We start from the raw sequence: 16,481 nt of genomic DNA, 5'->3' as shown, positions 1-16,481 counted from the left end.
CCTTGCAACATACGGGATACCTTGCCGTATCGCGCAAGCAACTTCCAGAGGGGCTTTCTCACATGGCTTCGGATACAAGCGGCAACCAGAGCGTCGAGCGAGCGCTCGGTGTGCTGCGGGTCTTCACGGCCGGGCGCGCCGAGCTGCGCGTCTCCGATGTGGCCAGTGCGGTCGGGCTCACCTTGTCGACCGCGTCGCGACTGCTGGCGACGCTGGAGACGGCCGGCTTCGTGGACCGCGACCCGGTGAGCGGCCTCTACCGGCTGGGCCTGGACATGGTCTCCTTCGGCGGGGCGGTGCTCAACAGCCACCCGGTGCACCGCGAGGCCCGCCAGGTCGCCCAGAACCTCGCCGCCGAGCTGGGACTGGGCGCCAACGTCGCCATCCGCCGCGGCGACGAGCTGTTCTACCTGCTCAACTTCGAGGGCCGGCAGGCGCCGCGGCCGTTCACGCTCGCCGGCCAGCGCAACCCGCTGCACAGCACCGGACTCGGCAAGGCCCTGCTCAGCGGGCTCAGCCCGACCGAGCGCCGGGTGCTGCTGGAGGACCTGCCCGGATACACCCCGCGCACGCTGACCACCCACGAGGCGCTCGACGAGGCGATCGCGCAGGCCGTGGCCCGCGGCTACGCCAGCGAGATCGAGGAGCTGGCGCTCGGCCGCGCCTGCGTCGCCGCGCCGATCCGCGACGCGTCCGGCGCCGTCGTCGCCGCGCTGTCGGTGTCGGGCCCGCTGTCTGCAATCGACTTGCAGAATCGGGAGACGATGCTCGCCAGCGCGGTCATCGAAGCGGCCGACTCCATCAGCATGGGCCTGGGCTACCACGGCCCGGCCCGGGCGCCGTCGCAGCAGGCGCACGCGGAGGTCTGGCAGTCATGACGCCGTCGCCCACCGCCGAACGGCGTCCCCTGTCCGACCGGACCTTCGGCTTCCTGCTGACCCTGCCCGCTCTGGTGCTGTTCGGCGCGATCGTCTTCTACCCGCTCGTCGGGTCGCTGACCACGAGCCTGTTCGAACAGAGCCTGGTGCAGCCGGGCCGGGAGTTCGTCGGGCTGGACAACTTCCGCGCGGTGCTCGACGACCAGTTCTGGCCCGTGCTGTGGAACACCCTCGTGTTCACCGGGCTCGGCACGCTCGCGCCGTTCCTCATCGGCTTCGCGCTGGCGCTGGCGCTCAACACCAGGCTGCCCGGGCGGGCGCTGCTGCGCGGGGCGTTCCTGTTCCCGTGGGTCATCCCGGGCGTCGTCGTCTCCTTCGCCTGGCTGTGGATCTTCAATGCCAACTACGGGCTGCTCAACGGCATCCTGGTCCGGTTGGGACTGATCGCCGAGCCGGTCAGCTGGCTGGGCGATCCCGACACCGCCATGTACGCCGTCATCGTCGCCAAGACCTGGGCCAGCTTTCCCTGGATCATGGTGATGCTGCTGGCGGGCCTGCAGACTGTGCCCGCCGTGCTGCACGAGGCCGCCGGCATGGACGGCGCGGGCGTGCTGCGCCGCTTCTGGCACGTCACCCTGCCGCACCTGCGCGGCATCATCGGCATCGTGGTCCTGCTGGAGATCATCTGGAACTTCCAGCACTTCGACACGATCTACGTGCTCACCGGCGGCGGCCCGGCCGGGGCCACCACCACCTTCGCCGTCGCCGTCTACGACACCGCGTTCAAGGGCTTCGACCTGGGCCGGGCGGGCGCGCTCGGCGCGCTCTGGCTGGTGCTGCTGCTCGTGCTGGTCGTCGTCTACGTCCGGTTCGCCGAACGGGAGGAGCAGTCGTGACCGCCACCGTCCACGCCCCCGCGCAGACCGCCACCGCGCCCGCGCCCGCACCCGCGCCGCGCAGGCGCAAGCCCGGCAACCTGGGCGCCGCCGCGACCGTCGCCGTCATCGGCGTGTTCGCCTTCGGCCCCGTCTACTGGCTGCTCGTCACGGCGTTCACGCCCAACGACGACGTGTTCCGGTTCCCGCCGCGCCTGTGGCCCGAGCACTTCACCCTGGAGCACTTCGCCAACCTCGCCGACAACGCGGTCCTCGGCCGCTACCTCGTCAACAGCCTGATCGTCTCCACGCTGACCGCGGTGCTCACGGTGCTGGTGTCGGCGTACACGGCCTACTCCTTCAGCAAGTTCCGCTACCGGGGACGCCGGTCGCTGATGTCGCTGATCCTCGCCTCGCAGATGTTCCCGCAGGCGCTGCTGCTCATCACCCTCTACCTCGTCTTCAGCGCCTATGGGCTGCTCAACTCCTATCTGGCGCTGATCCTGTCCTTCACCACCTTCACGCTGCCGCTGTGCGTGTGGATGCTCAAGGGCTTCTTCGACACGATCCCCAACGAGCTGCTCGAAGCGGCCAAGGTCGACGGCGCGGGACAGGGCGCCGTCATCCACCGCATCCTGCTGCCGGTGTCCCTGCCGGGCCTGGTCGCCACCGGCCTGTTCGCGTTCATCCGGGGCTGGAACGACTTCATCTTCGCCCTCACCCTCGCCGGGCCGGCCAAGCAGACCCTGCCGCCCGGCCTGGTCAACACCTACCTCGGCGAATTCCAGGCGGCCTGGCCCGACCTCATGGCCGCCTCCCTCGTGGTGTCCCTACCCGTCGTCATCGGATTCGTCGTACTGCAGCGCTACCTCGTCGCCGGGCTGACCAGCGGCGCGGTCAAGGGCTGAACAGCACCCTCCCACCACACCTCCAGGAGAACAACGATGTCTCTGTCACCGATGAACCGCCGTGGCGCGCTCAAGCTCCTCGGCCTCGCCGCCGGGGCGGGCGCCCTCGCCGCCTGCGCTCCCTCCAGCGGCCCCGCCGCCACCTCCGGTGACCCCCTCGCCGACAACGGGGTCAAGGACTTCAACTTCACCGCCTGGTCGCTCAACGAGGCCTCCACCAAGGACGCGCTCACCGGCCTGGTCGACACCTACGCCGGTGCGGTCGGTGCCAAGATCACCACCGCGTCGTACCCCTACAACGACTACCTCAACCAGCTCCTGCTGCAGGTGCAGGGCGGCAGCCTCAGCGGTGTCGTCCAGCTCGACGTCGCCTGGCTGACCACCCTGGCCGCCACCGGCAAGCTCGTCGACCTCGGCCCCCTGGTCGACAAGGGCGGCTACACCGATGCGGCCGTCGGCATCGGCAAGGCCGCCGGCAAGCAGTACGGCCTGCCGTGGACGTCGGCCGGCATCGGCCTCATCGGCAACTCCGAGCTGCTGGGCAAGGCCGGCATCACGACCGCGCCGAAGACGGTCGACGAGTTCGAGCAGGCCCTGCGGGCGTTGAAGGGCCTCGGCGGCGGCGTCGTGCCGTGGGCCGCGATGACCAAGGTCGACCAGCTCAAGGACTTCATCGCCTGGATGTGGACGTTCGGCTCGCCGGTCGTCGACGGTGGGAAGATCGTCGTCGGCGACGACGCCAGCGTCGAGGCGCTGACCTGGTACAAGAAGCTCTACGACGAGAAGCTCATCGCGGCCGACGTCAACCGCTTCGACGCCCGCGCCCTGTTCTCCCAGGGCAAGGTCGGCTTCTACGAGGACGCCATCGGCGGGCGCGGTGCGGTCACCAAGACCGCCGCCGACAAGGAACTCGGCTCCAAGCTCATGCCGATCTCCCGTCCGGTCAAGGCGTCCGGCGGCACCCCGCGCCATCTCGCCTGGGGCCACGCCCTCGCCGTCCTGCAGGGCGACGGGTCCGCCGCCGCGGCGAAGTTCGCCGCCACCATCACCAGCGACCCGGCGTACACCGCGAAGTGGTTCAAGAGCGCCGGCCTGCCGCCGACCACCAAGGCCGGGCTCGCCGCCGGCGACGTCACCGCCGACGGGTACGTCACCGCGTTCACCAGCACCATCGGCGCCAACACCACGCCCGACCCGTTCTGGATCTACCCGAAGTTCGCCCAGATCGAGACGGCGCTGGCCAACGGGGTGCAGTCCGCGCTCATCGGCAAAGCGTCTCCGAAGGAGGCGCTCGCCACCGCGAAGTCCCAGATGGACGCCCTGACGTCATGACGGTCAACGGCGGCCTCGGCCGAGTGATCGCCATCATCAGGCTGCCGTCCGCCACGGACGCGGTCCGCGTCGGCGAGATCATCGCCGGCGCGGGCCTCACCGCGGTCGAGATCACCCTGACGACACCCGGCGCGCTCGACGCGGTCACCGCACTGCGCGCCGCGCTTCCGCCGGAGTGTTTGGTCGGTGCGGGCAGCGTCCGCAGTCCCGAGCAGGCGCTGTCGGCACGCGACGCCGGGGCGCAGTTCCTGGTCACCCCGACGCTGCGGCCGCCCGTCCTGGCCGCCACCGAGCTGCCGGTGATGTGCGGGGCGTTCAGCCCCACCGAGATCGAGACCGCGGCCGAGGCAGGCGCGGCGCTGGTCAAGGTCTTCCCCGCTGGGGCGATGGGTCCCGGCTACGTACGTGAACTGCTCGCCCCCATGCCGGAGCTGAAGCTCGCCCCCACCGGCGGCGTCACCCCCGACCTGGTGGCGCCCTACGCCGCAGCCGGCGCGGTCGCGGTGGGCGTCGGCAGTGCGCTGGTCAGCGCGGCCCTGGTCGACGCCGCTGACTGGCCCGCCCTGCGCACCCGCGCTCAAGCCTTCGCCACCGCCGCGGCGGCGGCCTGGCCCACCTGACACATCGGAAAAGCGAGGCGCTGCGATGCGATTCATGCGGATCGGACCGGCCGGCCGTGAACGGCCCGCCATGCTGGACCAGCACGGCACCGCCTTCGACCTGTCGTCGGTCACCCCGGACGTCGACGGGGGATTCCTCGACGGCGGCGGGGTAAACCGTGCCGAACGGGCCTTCGCCGCCGGGGACCTGCCCGTGCTCGACCTCGCGGGGCAGCGGGTCGGCGCGCCGGTGGCCCGGCCCGGCAAGGTCGTCTGTATCGGTCCCAACTTCCGCAAGCCGGGGCTGCAGACCTGGCCCGACGAGCCGGCGCTGTTCCTCAAGGCGTCCAACACCGTCGTCGGACCCCACGACGACGTGCTGCTGCCGCGCGGCGGCACCGCCGTGGACTGGGAGGTCGAACTCGCCGTCGTCATCGGCGCCACCGCCCGCTACCTGGACTCCCCGGCCGACGCGAAGGCCGTGATCGGCGGCTACGCCGTCTCCCATGACGTATCCGAGCGCGTCTTCCAGCACGAGCGTGGCGGCACCTGGGACAAGGGCAAATGCTGCGAGACCTTCAACCCGCTCGGCCCGTGGCTGGTCACCCCCGACGAGGTCGGCGACGTGAACGACCTGGGCATGCGGCTGTGGGTCGACGGGCAGCTGCGCCAGAACGGCACCACCGCCGACATGATCTTCGACGTGGCGTACCTGGTCTGGCACGTCAGCCAGTTCATGGTCCTCGAACCCGGCGACGTGATCAACACAGGTACCCCGCCGGGCTGCGCCATCGGGCTGCCGGACCGGCCCTACCTGCGTGCCGGCCAGGTCGTCGAAGTCGAGATCGACGGTCTCGGCCGCCAGCGCCAGCTCGTCGGCCAGGCCTGAGGGAGGGCGGATGCGCGACACGATCGAAGCCGTGGCAGCGCGCACGCTCGACCACGACTTCCGGATCTGGGGATTCGGCGAGGGCATGGCCCTGCTCGGGCTGCTGCGCGCCGGATCCCGCTACGACCGTCCGCAGTGGATCGACGCCGTCGCGGACCTGACCGCTCCCGCCCTCGGTCCGCAGGCGGAGCCGACCGATCACCTCATCCCGGTCGAGGTGCTCGTCGAGTTGCACCGGCTGCGCCCTGCGATCCGGGTCGACGCGGCGATCGCCAGGTTCGTCGCCGCGGTATGGCGCGACGGCGTCCCGCTGCCGGTCCACCGGCCCGACCTGCCCGACCTCGGCGACACCGTCTGGGTCGACTGCATGCACACCGACGCCCCCGGGCTCCTGCTCGCCGGGCACCCGGACGCGGCCGCCGCCGCGATGTCCCTGGCCTGCGACCGGCTCCAGGACGAGACCGGGCTGTTCAGCCACTCCTTCAACACCGGCCCGGCCCGCGCCAACAACGTCCACTGGGGACGCGGCCAGGGCTGGGCGCTGCACGGCCTCGTCCCACTCGGACCGGCCGACCCCGCTCGCGACGCCGCCCACCGCGCCCTGCGGCAGCGCACGTCGCGCCTGCTGGACGCGCTGGCCCGGTACGAGACCGACGGCCGCTGGCGCACGATCGTCGACGACCCGGCTGCCCCCGTCGAGCACAGCGTGTCCGCGCTCGTGGCGGTCGGGATCCAGCACGGCCTGCGTACCGGGATGGTCGATCCGAGCCGGCGTGCCCTCGCCGACCGGAGCCTGCACGCGGCCGTCGCCGCTCTCGACGGGAACGGCGGGCTGCCGGTCTCGGCGGCCACCCCCGCCGGCCCGCCCGACATCTACCTGCACCGCACCACCGGCGTCTTCCCGTGGGGGCAGGGCCCGCTCCTGCTCGCGCTCCTCGACGCCGCCGTGCCCCGCTGAGTCCGGCACGGCCAGCCCACCCCACCCGCTCCCACCCCGCCCGTCCCCACCCCGGAGGCGTCATGTCCCTGCCACGCCGCGACGTACTGAAACTCCTCGGCGCAGGCTGCGCCGGTGCACTCCTGCCCCTGTCCCTGCCCACCGACGACGCGCAAGCGCTGCCCCCCGGCCACGCCCACACCGCGGGTCAGACCGACATCACCCTCGACGGCATCTGGAAGTTCGCCACCGACCCCGGCCGCACCGGCGAGGCCAACGGCTATGCCGGAACCGCCCTCAACGACGCCGCCTGGGCCGAGCAGCTCGTCCCCGGCAACTGGGACGTCCACGACACCTACGCCAACTACCGCGGCCTCGCCTGGTATCGCGAGCGCGTGCCCAGCCCCGCCCACACCGCCGGGCAGGTGGTGCGGCTGCGCTTCGAGGCCCTCTACCACCAGGCGAAAGTCTGGTTCAACGGAACGCTGCTGGGCGAGCACAAGGGCGGCTACACGGCCTTCGAGTACGACGTGACCGCCCTGCTCGCCGCCGCCGGCGACAACACGATCGCGGTTGCGGTCGACAACACCTACTCCGTCGGCGCCTGGTGGCCCTGGGGCGGGTTCAGCCGCTCCGTCGGCTTCACCGTCAACGACGCGGTCCGCATCGAACGCCAGCACGTCATCACCACGGTGACACTCGCCGGGCCGTCGGCGCAGCTCAAGAACTGGGTCACCGTCAGCAACCGAGCCACCTCCGCGCAGACGGTGACCCTGTCCGGCACGGTCACCGACGCCGCCGGACAGCCGCTCGCCGGGGTCACCGTGCCCAGCGTGCAGGTGAGCGTCCCCGCGGGCGGCAGCGCCGAGGGGCTGCTCACCGTGAACCTGCCCGCCGGCAGCTTCGCCCTGTGGGGCCTGGACCAGCCGAACCTGTACACGTTCACGACCACGGCGAAGACCGGCGGCACGGTGCGCCATGCGCTGGCGGACCGGTTCGGGCTGCGCACCGTGGCGGTCCAGGGCACGTCACTGCTGCTCAACGGGGAACCCATACGCCTCAACGGCTACAACCGGGTCGGTGACGACCGGATCGTCGGGGCCACCGAGCCGACGTACCTGATCCGCCGGGACCTGGACCGGATGAAGGCCTCCGGAGCCAACCTGACCCGCATCCACCACGTCCCGCAGGCCCCCGAACTGCTCGACTACGCCGACGAGCGCGGCCTGCTGATCATCGAGGAGATCCCGGTGTGGGGCGGCGGCGCGAATCTCGACCCCACGGACCCGGTGACCGTCGGGCAGCTCACCGACATGATCCGCCGCGACTACAACCACCCGTCGGTGATCGCCTGGTCGGTGGCGAACGAGATCCAGGGCGCGAGCGCGGCCGGGCGGACCTACGTGCGCGACATCATCGCCCACGCCCGGACCAAGCTCGACAGCACCCGTCTGTACACCTACGTCTCCAACAGCTTCGGCGCCGCGGCCACCGGCGCCGACGAGGCGCTGCAGTACACGGACTTCGCCTGCATCAACATGTACGGCGGCTTCGCCTCCGGGGCCGACCACGCGCACAGCCTCTACCCGACGAAGCCGATCTTCGTCAGCGAGTACAGCTCCGACACGTTCACGTTCCCGATCAGCCGCGAGGACGTGGACTTCACGACGACCTCCGCGGCGGCGGCGAGCGCCTTCACGGGCCGGCCCTGGCTGATCGGTTCGTCGCACTGGACCTTCAACGACTACCGCAGCAACTTCGGCGGCACCTCGGCCAACCAGGTCCGCGGCTGGGGCATTCAGAACGTGTGGGGGCAGCTCAAACGGGCCTACCCGCAACTGCAGGCGACCAACGCGCCGATCAGGTCGCTGACCGTCACCACCTCACCGGGCTCCGGTGCCCGGCTGAGCCTGCTCACGCTGACCCCGCGCGGCACCCTCGCCACCGACGCCCCCGCCTACCCGCTGCGCGGCTACCGGCTCGCCTGGCAGGTCACCGACGCGTCCGGAACGGTCCTCGACGGCCGCCTGATCGACCTGCCCGACCTCCTGCCCGGAGCGGCCCCGGTGCAGGTCGGCTTCGGCTGGACCGACCCCGGCACGGCCGTCGGGCAGCGGCTGACCCTGCTCAGCCCGCTCGGCTACGAGATGGCCGTCGCCACCGCCGACCTGCGGCCCCCGGCCACCCCGACCGGCGTCGCCGCAGTGGCCGCCGACGGCGCACTGCGGGTCGCCTTCGCCCCGGTCGCCGGGGCCGTCGGCTACCGGGCCACCGCGACCACCGGGTCCACCGTGGTCACCTCCACCGACACCGCCAACCCGTTCGCCGACCTGACCGGGCTGGTCAACGGCACCACGTATCAGGTGACCGTCACCGCTCGCAACGGGTCCGGCAGCTCCGCGCCGTCCGCGCCCGTCACCGTCACGCCGACCGCCGCCGCGCTCGGGCTACCGCCGCGCTGGCAGGACCTCGCACCGATCCCCGGCGGCCTCGTCGCGGGCTTCATGACCGTGCCCAGCGCGGTCAACTACCAGGTCGAGGTGAGCACCGGCGGCAGCGTGGTCCGTGACTACCTGACCACGCTCAAGGCGTCCACCAGGATCGAGGGTCTCGCCGGGGGAGTGCCGCACAGCGTACGGATCCGCGCCCGCACCGCCTCCGCGCTGCTGACCGCCTGGTCCGAGCCCCGCACCGCTGTGCCCCAGACGGCACCGGCCGCGCCCACCGTGCACGGCGTGCTGCGCGGCGGCGACACCCTCGGCGTGCGCCTCACCCCCGACCGCCACGCCGAGCGGCACGAGGTCGCCGTCACCGGCGGCGCCACCCACCTCATCGAGGCCGCCGCGGTCGACCTGCTGACCGTGCCGGGGCTGCTGCCCGACCGCGACTACCAGCTCGCGGTACGCACCCAGACAGCCACCGGCTGGTCGCCGCCGAAGACGGTCACCGCCCGCACCCGGCCCGCCGGGCCCGGTGCCGTGCCCGCCGCCCCGACCGCGCTGACCAGCAGCACCAGCGCCGGTCAAACCACGCTGACCTGGTCGGCGGTCGCCGGTGCCGAGGGCTACCTCGTCACCGTCGACGAATGCGGCGCGGAGACACCACTCGCCACGGTGGCGGGAGTCAACCAGTTGCTGCTCGGCACCACCGCGGAGGCGGCCGGGCGCACCCACCGGGTCCGTGCCGTCAGCCCGGCCGGGATCAGCGCGCCGTCCGCCGCGTACCTGGTGCCCGGCACACCCGGCCCGCGCCAGGTCATGCTGACCGTGACCGCCACCGCGCCGAACTGCTCCGGCGTCGTCGGCTACACCGAGACCGGCACGTGGTCGGCGAGCTCCCTGACCGGCGTCGACGGCACCCCGAGCCGCTACACCGACGCCGCCGGGGCGAGCGCCACCTGGCGGCCGACCCTCGCCGCCGCCGCGAACTACCGGGTCGAGATCTGGGTCCCGGCCAACACCGGCAGCACCACCGCCGCCCAGTACGCCGTCACCCACACCGGCGGCACCGCCACCGTCACGGTCAACCAGGTGACCCAGTCCGGTGCCTGGACGACCCTGGGCACCTGGGCGATGGCCGCCGGCGCGGGCCGGGTCGTGTCGACGTTCAGCGGCGGCTTCCTGCGCAGCAACGCGATCCGCCTCACCCCGGTGGCATGACGATGAAGGTCATCTCCGTCGAGGCCTTCGCGCTGCTCGCCGAACCGATCGGCGAACGCTACTGGGGCGCCCGCGCCTGGAGCAGCAGCGGCGCGGCGCTGGGCGCCTACCCGGTCCAGGCCCGCCGCCGCTACGCCTACTCCGCCACCATCGACACCGTCCTGGTGAGGGTCGAGACCGCCGACGGCGTCGTCGGCTGGGGCGAGTGCAAAGCCCCGGTTGCCGCCAGGGTCACCGCCGCCCTCGTCACGGAACTGCTGGCGCCACTGGTCGTCGGGACCTCCGTCGACGAGATCGCGGTGACCTGGGAGCGGATGTACGCCGCGATGCGGGTGCGCGGCCACGACTCCGGCTTCTGGCTGGAGGCGATCGCCGGAGTCGACATCGCCCTGTGGGACGCCTGGGGCCGCACCCTCGGCCAGCCCGTGCACCGGCTGCTCGGCGGGGCGTTCCGCACGGCCGTGCCCGTGTACGCGTCGGGCATCCCCGCCGCCCCGACCGGCTCCGGCGACGCGGGCCTGGCCGCGGTCCGCCAGACCGCACAACGGCTTCGCGACGCCGGCTGGACCGCCGCGAAGGTCGCCATCGGCGTGACACCCGAACGCGACCTGGCCTCGGTCGCCGAGGTCGCGGCGGTCCTGCCGACCGTCTACGCCGACGCCGCCGGGCAGTACGACCTCCGCCAAGCCCTGCACGTCGGCCGTGGCCTGCAAGAACTCGGCGTCGGCTTCTTCGAGATGCCAGTGCCCCCCGAACAGCTCGACGACTACCGCACCCTCGCCGCCCGCCTCGACCTGCCGCTGGCCCTGGACTCCCTGGCCAACCGGCACCGGGCGCTGGAGTTCCTGCGCGCCGGCGCGCTGCACGTCCTGCAACCGGACGTCTGCCGGGCCGGCGGCATCACCGAGACGATGCGGATCGCCGTGCTCGCCGACGCGTTCGGGGCGCAGGCCACGCCGCACGTGAGCATCGGCTCGGCGGTGCACTTCGCAGCGAGCCTGCAGTGCGCCGCCGCGATGCCGAACCTGGAGGTCATGGAGCACTGGGTGGGCGACAACCCGCTCGCCGCCGTCGCCCCCGACCTCGACTCACCCCTGCCCGGGCCGGACGGGCCGATGACCCGCACCGTGTCCACCGCACCCGGCCTCGGCATCACCGTCGACGAACCGACGGTGCGCAGGATGGCCGGACGTTCTGCCGACCTCACCGACAACCGCCTCTACCAAGGGAGCAACTGATGCGACGCGCCGTCACCCTGGGAGCCGTGCTCGCGACCGTCATCGGCATGGGCGCGGCGGCACCCGCGCAAGCCGACCCGACCGGCACCGGCTGGACCATGGTCTTCAGCGACGACTTCGACGGCAGCACCGTCGACACCGCGAAGTGGAACTACCGCACCGACGTCAAGGCCTACAGCGCCCAGCGGCCCGAGAACGTGACCGTCTCCGGCGGCCTGATGAGCATCAACCTCAAGCAGGAGGCGTACGCGGGCAAGAGCTTCACCGGCGGTGGGCTCGTCAGCAAGCAGACCATGCGGTACGGCTACTACGAGACCCGCGCGAAGATCAACGACGGGGTGGGCTGGCACAGCTCGTTCTGGCTGATGGCGGGCAACGGGTCCACGACGTTCCCGGCCGAGCAGCGCACCGAGATCGACGGCTTCGAGATCGACTCGACGTCCTCGCCCGCGCTGCTGCGCAACAACCACTCCGGCGTGCACACCTGGAACGGCGGGGGAGCGTCTGGCCCATACCACCCGGGCTCGACCTACAACACCGGCCTCGACCTGCGCCAGTGGCACACCTACGGCATCGACTGGGCCGAGACCTCGGTGAAGTTCTACGTGGACGGGGTGTTGAAATACACCGCCGCGTACACGCCGAGCCAGTGGACCCACGACTACACCAGCATCTGGCTGACCAGCATCGGCTACGGCACGTCGCCGGACCCGGCCTTCCTGCCGACCGCCGTGCAGTTCGACTACATCCGGTACTGGCAGAAGGACTACTACCTCGACAACGACGGGCCGGCCGCCTACGGCTACACCGAGACCGGCACCTGGCTCGACTCCACCCTGACCGGCTGGAACTACGCCTCGCCCACCCGGTACGCCACCTGCCACAGCGTCGGCAACACCGCCACCTGGCGACCGAACCTGCGTGCGGCGGGGACCTACCAGGTCTTCGTGCACAAGATCGTGCATTCGGGCAGTGACCCGAACGCCCGCTACGACACCGTCCACGACGGCGTCACCAGCACCTCGTTCATCAACGGCACGACAGGCACGTCAGGCTGGGTGTCGCTCGGCTCGTACCACTTCCCGTCCGGCACGGCCGGCTCGGTGAAGCTGACCTCCAGCGGCTCGGGCTGTGCCCGCGCGGACGCCGTCAAGTTCGTCCGCGTCTGATCCGTCGCTGGTCGGAGCATCGTCTGCGGGAAAGGCCGCCACGTCGTCCGCGCACCTGGTGCGGGTGAGCTGTAGTCCGGGCCGTGGCGGCCACCGCACGCGCGCGACCCACGGACACCGGCGCAGGCCACATCACTCGGCCGGCACCGGGTCGCTGCCGGCACCGTCGCGGATCAGCAGATCCAGGTCGACGTAGAAGCGGCCCGACTCGCGCAACTCGCCCAGCAGCACCCGCCGGGCGACATCGGCGACCAGCGCACCGCCCAGGCTGACGCCGGAGGCCAGCTGCGGCCAACTGCTCAGTTCGACGCCGATGCGCGGGATCGAGGCGGCGAGCTTCGGGCTGATCTCGCCGATCATCTTGAGCACGCTCTCGACCACCTCGGCCCGGCTGAGGTCGGCCAGGTCCGCCGAAGCGATCGGGCCGAGGATGCCGTGCAGCAGCGGCCGGTCGGGCTCCAGGTCGTAGCGTTCGATGTCGAGCATGCCCCGGTCGTTGGTGTCCATCAGGACCGGGATGCGGCAGGTGCGCGCCCACTCGCGGGCGGCCAGCTTTATGCGCGGCTCGTCGCACTCCTCGACCAGCAGGTCGATCGGGCCGCTGCCGCCGAGGAAGAACCGCTTGATGTTGTTGTCGTGCAGCCCGTCGGGGTAGACGTCCACGTCGAGGTAGGGGTCGAGTTCGAACAGTTGCCGGGCCGCGATGACGGTCTTGTTGACGCCGAGTTCGTGCACCCCGGCACGCAGACGGTTGAGGTTGGACAGGGCCACGGTGTCGAAGTCCGCGAGGGTGAACGCGGTCGCGATCCCTTCGGTGGCCAGGGTCAGCGCCGCGCTGTTGCCGACCGACAGCCCGATGACGCCGATGCGGCGTCCCGCGAGGCTGTGCTGCTGCTCCCGGCTGATCTTGCCCCGGTTGCGGTCGGTGCGCAGCAGCCGGAAGTCGTCGCGGTCCAGCAGGTGTACCAGCCGCCCCGACCACGGGTAGAACACCCACGTGCCGGCCTGCCACGGCTCGGCGCCGGCCAGGTGCTCGGCAGCGAGCCGGGCGAGCTGGTCGTGATCACCTTTCAGTGACGGGTGCAGCGCGGCGACCAGGTCGGTCACCTGCTCGGCGAAGGTGTCGCAGACCTCGCGCACCCGCCCCGAGACCAGCAGTGCCTCGAACCGCTCTCGGTCGCCGTCGCCGCCCAGCCGGAACAGCTCGGGGCGCCAGGCCAGCACGTCGCCTTCGCGTTCCCGCTCGGCCAGCAGTTCCGGGATCGTCACCTGTCCTCCTTCTACGCAAGCCCGGCCGGGCCGGAGGCCGACAGGGCCGCCCCGACGGTCGACTCCATGATGGACACCTCGGGCCCGTCCGGCTTCCACTCGTGGGCAAGGACGGAGTAGCTGACCACGTCGTGCCAGACGCCGTGGGTGTAGAACAGTTCCCGCATGAACCCTTCCTGGACCAGGCCCAGGCGGGTCATCCGCTCGTGCATGCGCAGGTAGTCGGTGCGCCTGCCGCCCCAGATGCGATGCAGGGCGAGCGGGCCGAACGCGTATGCCATGAGCAGGCGGGAGGCGGTCACGCCCCGGCCCACGCCCGGGGACTCGGGGATCACGATGAGGCCGCCGAGCATCGCGTTGCGGCCGTACTCCTCCACCAGCAGCCGGACCACCCCGACCAGGTCGGGTGACCCGTCGACGGTGATGGCCAGGGTGTACTGGGTGCGGGGCGTGCGGCGGGCCGCGGCCAGGTGCGCTCTCAGCGCCTCGGGCACCTGGTCGGTCGCCAGCTTGTCGAATCCCATGAACTGGGTCAGGTCGGGATCGGTGTAGAGCCGTGTCAGCGCGGGCAGGTCCTGCTCGCACAGCTCGCGTAGGACGATGTCACCACCGTCGATGGTCACCGGAAAGGGCACTCGGCACCCCTGTCGGTCTGATGGACCCCATGGCCATGACTTCGATGTCTGCCGATCTATCGCAGCGTAGGGGATGCGGTAGGCAGCCGCCTCAGCCGGCCGGGTAGGGCCATCGAGCCGCGCCGACACGGCTGACCGCCCGCGCAGGCGATGCGACGGCGCGGCGGCCCGCTCGGTTCGGCAACCGCCGACTTGCCGAAGGTGATGCGGCGACTCCACGACCACCTGGCCGAATGAGCCCGACGGCGAAGGACGTGGCCCTGGCGTGCGGCCAGGGCCACGTCCTCATACCGTGGTCGGGAAGCCGATCAGAACGTACCGGCGGTGTTGCACTTGGCCTTCTGGACGATGCAGTCCTTCACCCGGTGACCCAGGGCCGCGTTGTCCCAGACGAGGAACGAGTCGCCGTGGATGGACGAGGCCAGGCCCGAGGACAGCGTGTACCCGTCGGCGCTGCCGTGGGTGGGGTAATCGATGACGAAGGAGACGTTCGGGATGGCGACCGGGAACGCGCCGGCGCACCTGCCGTTGACGGTGTTGTAGGAGACGTGCGACTTGTGGTCCGGACTGTCCAGGTGGACGCCGTCCCAGCAGTCCTGGAACACCAGCTGGTAGGTGAGGTTGGCGGTCGGGGCGCACACGGGCCAGTTGCCGTCGGCGCTGCGGCCGATCTCGCCGCCGGGGCCGGCGCACCAGAACTGGTTGGGCGCACCGGCAGGGGTCGGCACCTGCTTCTTGGCGTCGCCGGCGATCATCCGGAAGCCCTGCGGGAAAGGCACCGTCTGGGTCGGGTCGGGCAGGCGCGAGCTGTAGTACACGGTGACGCCGCGCGGCTCGATCGGCACGCCCCGCTCGTACAGGGTGGGAATCCAGTACGCGGAGGGGTCGCCCACCGGCCCGCAGCTCGACGCCGTGTTGCCGAGCAACGACCCGGTGGTGGTGTTCGCGTTCGCGCCACGGTTGCCGAAGAAGCTGTGCATGTGCGACGCGCCGGGCAGACCCGGGAAGATGATCGGGTCGTCCTTGAGGGAGTGACTGTAGACGCATGAGGCGTTGAACTCGGGGACCCGCACGGCGTTGGGGGGCGCCGGGTTGATGGTCATCGCGTTGAACGCGGCGAGCTGGGCGTTCCACGCGGCTTGGTCCATTCTGACCCAGCCGGTGCCGGACGACCCGCTGGGACTGGGACTGGGCTGGACACCGCCCGTGCCGAAGACCTGGAATTCCCATGCCGACGCGCCGTACTGCGTGGCGCGGCGGGTGGTGTTCAGCCGCACGTATCGGCCGGTGCCGCTGACGTTGAGCGTCTGGACGCCGCCGGTGCCGTTCACCGTGGTGTTGATCGTCGTCCAGGTGGAGCCGTTGGCGGACGTCTGGATGGTGAAATCGCGCGCGTAGGCGGTCTCCCAGGTGATGACCACGCGGGTGATGGTGGCCGTGGCACCCAGGTCGACCTGGAGCCACTGCGGGTCGCTGAACGCGCTCGCCCATCGTGTTCCCAGGTTGCCGTCGACCGCGGCGGATGCGGGCGTGCCGCCGTTCTCCGTCGACGACGCCGTCGCCGGGCGCCCCTGTGAAAGCGGGGTCTCGGCGGCGGAGGCGCGCAGCGCCTGGTTGGTGAGCAACGCGCCGATCAGCGTGGTGATGACAACACCGAGCACAAGGGTGCGCGGCCGAATTCTGCCCGTGAGGGCACTACTGGACATGACGGATCCTCCGGTTCTGCGGGGACGGTCGCGGCGGGGTTCCACCGGTGCACAAGACCCCCCGCGGGGGCTCGCGGGGTGATGATCTTGCCAGAGAGCGCTCTCTGTCTCTGCATATTGAACCCCTCGACGACCGGTGTCAATAGGTCAAAATCGATGGAAGTGCGCTTGCCAAAGATCGCTTTCTCCGCAAATCAGACGCGGGATGGAGAGGCTTCCCAGCCGCGGGCTCTTAGCCGACGCGCCGCCAGGGAGCGCTCTCCGGATGGCCGTCAACCCACGTCGGCTCGAGCATCTTCATTGCCAGGTGACCGCGATGCGTTCCGCCGGTTTCCGGCAGGCGCCGCTCGGGCTTGGCCAGCGGGATCGGCTGCCGCTGCCCCGTGC

General features: G+C 71.3%; 13 protein-coding genes. 10 read left to right on the top strand and 3 right to left on the bottom strand.

The annotated features are described in order from the left end of the window. Positions 1–62: 62 nt before the first annotated feature. From F9C41_RS17665 to F9C41_RS17620, 10 genes are all read left to right on the top strand, one after another. Complete coding sequence (locus F9C41_RS17665; RefSeq protein WP_155387893.1) at positions 63–878, top strand: IclR family transcriptional regulator; 816 nt, start codon at positions 63–65, stop codon at positions 876–878. Then, the gene (locus tag F9C41_RS17660; protein ID WP_155387892.1) at positions 875–1,774 is read left to right on the top strand and encodes a carbohydrate ABC transporter permease; all 900 of its coding nucleotides are present in this window, start codon (positions 875–877) and stop codon (positions 1,772–1,774) included. Before F9C41_RS17665 ends, F9C41_RS17660 begins: the two co-directional genes overlap by 4 nt. Then, positions 1,771–2,661, top strand: a complete 891-nt coding sequence (locus tag F9C41_RS17655) for a carbohydrate ABC transporter permease (protein ID WP_155387891.1) — start codon at positions 1,771–1,773, stop codon at positions 2,659–2,661. Before F9C41_RS17660 ends, F9C41_RS17655 begins: the two co-directional genes overlap by 4 nt. 36 nt (positions 2,662–2,697) lie before the next feature. Beyond that, entirely contained in the window at positions 2,698–3,993 is a 1,296-nt protein-coding gene (locus F9C41_RS17650; protein WP_155387890.1) for an extracellular solute-binding protein, read from the top strand. Further along, positions 3,990–4,613 (top strand): bifunctional 4-hydroxy-2-oxoglutarate aldolase/2-dehydro-3-deoxy-phosphogluconate aldolase, encoded by a 624-nt coding sequence (locus F9C41_RS17645; RefSeq protein ID WP_155387889.1) that lies wholly within the window; start codon positions 3,990–3,992, stop codon positions 4,611–4,613. The genes F9C41_RS17650 and F9C41_RS17645 overlap by 4 nt, the downstream gene beginning before the upstream one ends. Before the next feature lie 25 nt (positions 4,614–4,638). After that, on the top strand, positions 4,639–5,481 hold the full coding sequence (locus tag F9C41_RS17640; RefSeq protein WP_155387888.1) for a fumarylacetoacetate hydrolase family protein: 843 nt from the start codon (positions 4,639–4,641) through the stop codon (positions 5,479–5,481). A gap of 10 nt (positions 5,482–5,491) precedes the next feature. Further along, a complete protein-coding gene (locus tag F9C41_RS17635) occupies positions 5,492–6,439 on the top strand; it encodes a glycoside hydrolase family 88 protein (RefSeq protein WP_155387887.1) in 948 nt (315 codons plus the stop codon). Positions 6,440–6,501: 62 nt separating this feature from the next. Beyond that, positions 6,502–10,077 carry a glycoside hydrolase family 2 TIM barrel-domain containing protein gene (locus F9C41_RS17630; RefSeq protein WP_155387886.1) on the top strand — a complete coding sequence of 1,192 codons (3,576 nt, stop codon included), beginning with the start codon at positions 6,502–6,504 and terminating at the stop codon, positions 10,075–10,077. Continuing rightward, positions 10,074–11,315, top strand: coding sequence for a mandelate racemase/muconate lactonizing enzyme family protein (locus tag F9C41_RS17625; protein ID WP_196279816.1), 1,242 nt, complete (start codon positions 10,074–10,076; stop codon positions 11,313–11,315). The genes F9C41_RS17630 and F9C41_RS17625 overlap by 4 nt, the downstream gene beginning before the upstream one ends. After that, the gene (locus F9C41_RS17620) at positions 11,315–12,484 is read left to right on the top strand and encodes a glycoside hydrolase family 16 protein (RefSeq protein ID WP_155387884.1); all 1,170 of its coding nucleotides are present in this window, start codon (positions 11,315–11,317) and stop codon (positions 12,482–12,484) included. The genes F9C41_RS17625 and F9C41_RS17620 overlap by 1 nt, the downstream gene beginning before the upstream one ends. A gap of 132 nt (positions 12,485–12,616) precedes the next feature. On the opposite strand, the gene F9C41_RS17615 is transcribed toward F9C41_RS17620, so the two are convergent. From F9C41_RS17615 to F9C41_RS17605, 3 genes are all read right to left on the bottom strand, one after another. After that, on the bottom strand, positions 12,617–13,753 hold the full coding sequence (locus F9C41_RS17615) for a ThiF family adenylyltransferase (protein WP_230689692.1): 1,137 nt from the start codon (positions 13,751–13,753) through the stop codon (positions 12,617–12,619). An 11-nt stretch (positions 13,754–13,764) separates the two neighbouring features. Next, a complete protein-coding gene (locus F9C41_RS41320; RefSeq protein ID WP_230689691.1) occupies positions 13,765–14,388 on the bottom strand; it encodes a GNAT family N-acetyltransferase in 624 nt (207 codons plus the stop codon). A gap of 308 nt (positions 14,389–14,696) precedes the next feature. Further along, positions 14,697–16,094: a DUF1996 domain-containing protein gene (locus F9C41_RS17605; protein ID WP_155387882.1), complete on the bottom strand. Its 1,398-nt coding sequence runs from the start codon at positions 16,092–16,094 to the stop codon at positions 14,697–14,699. Positions 16,095–16,481 lie beyond the last annotated feature (387 nt).

This window comes from Catellatospora paridis (assembly GCF_009720365.1).
Taxonomy (GTDB): domain Bacteria; phylum Actinomycetota; class Actinomycetes; order Mycobacteriales; family Micromonosporaceae; genus Catellatospora; species Catellatospora paridis.
This window is presented reverse-complemented; position numbering and strand designations above follow the sequence as displayed.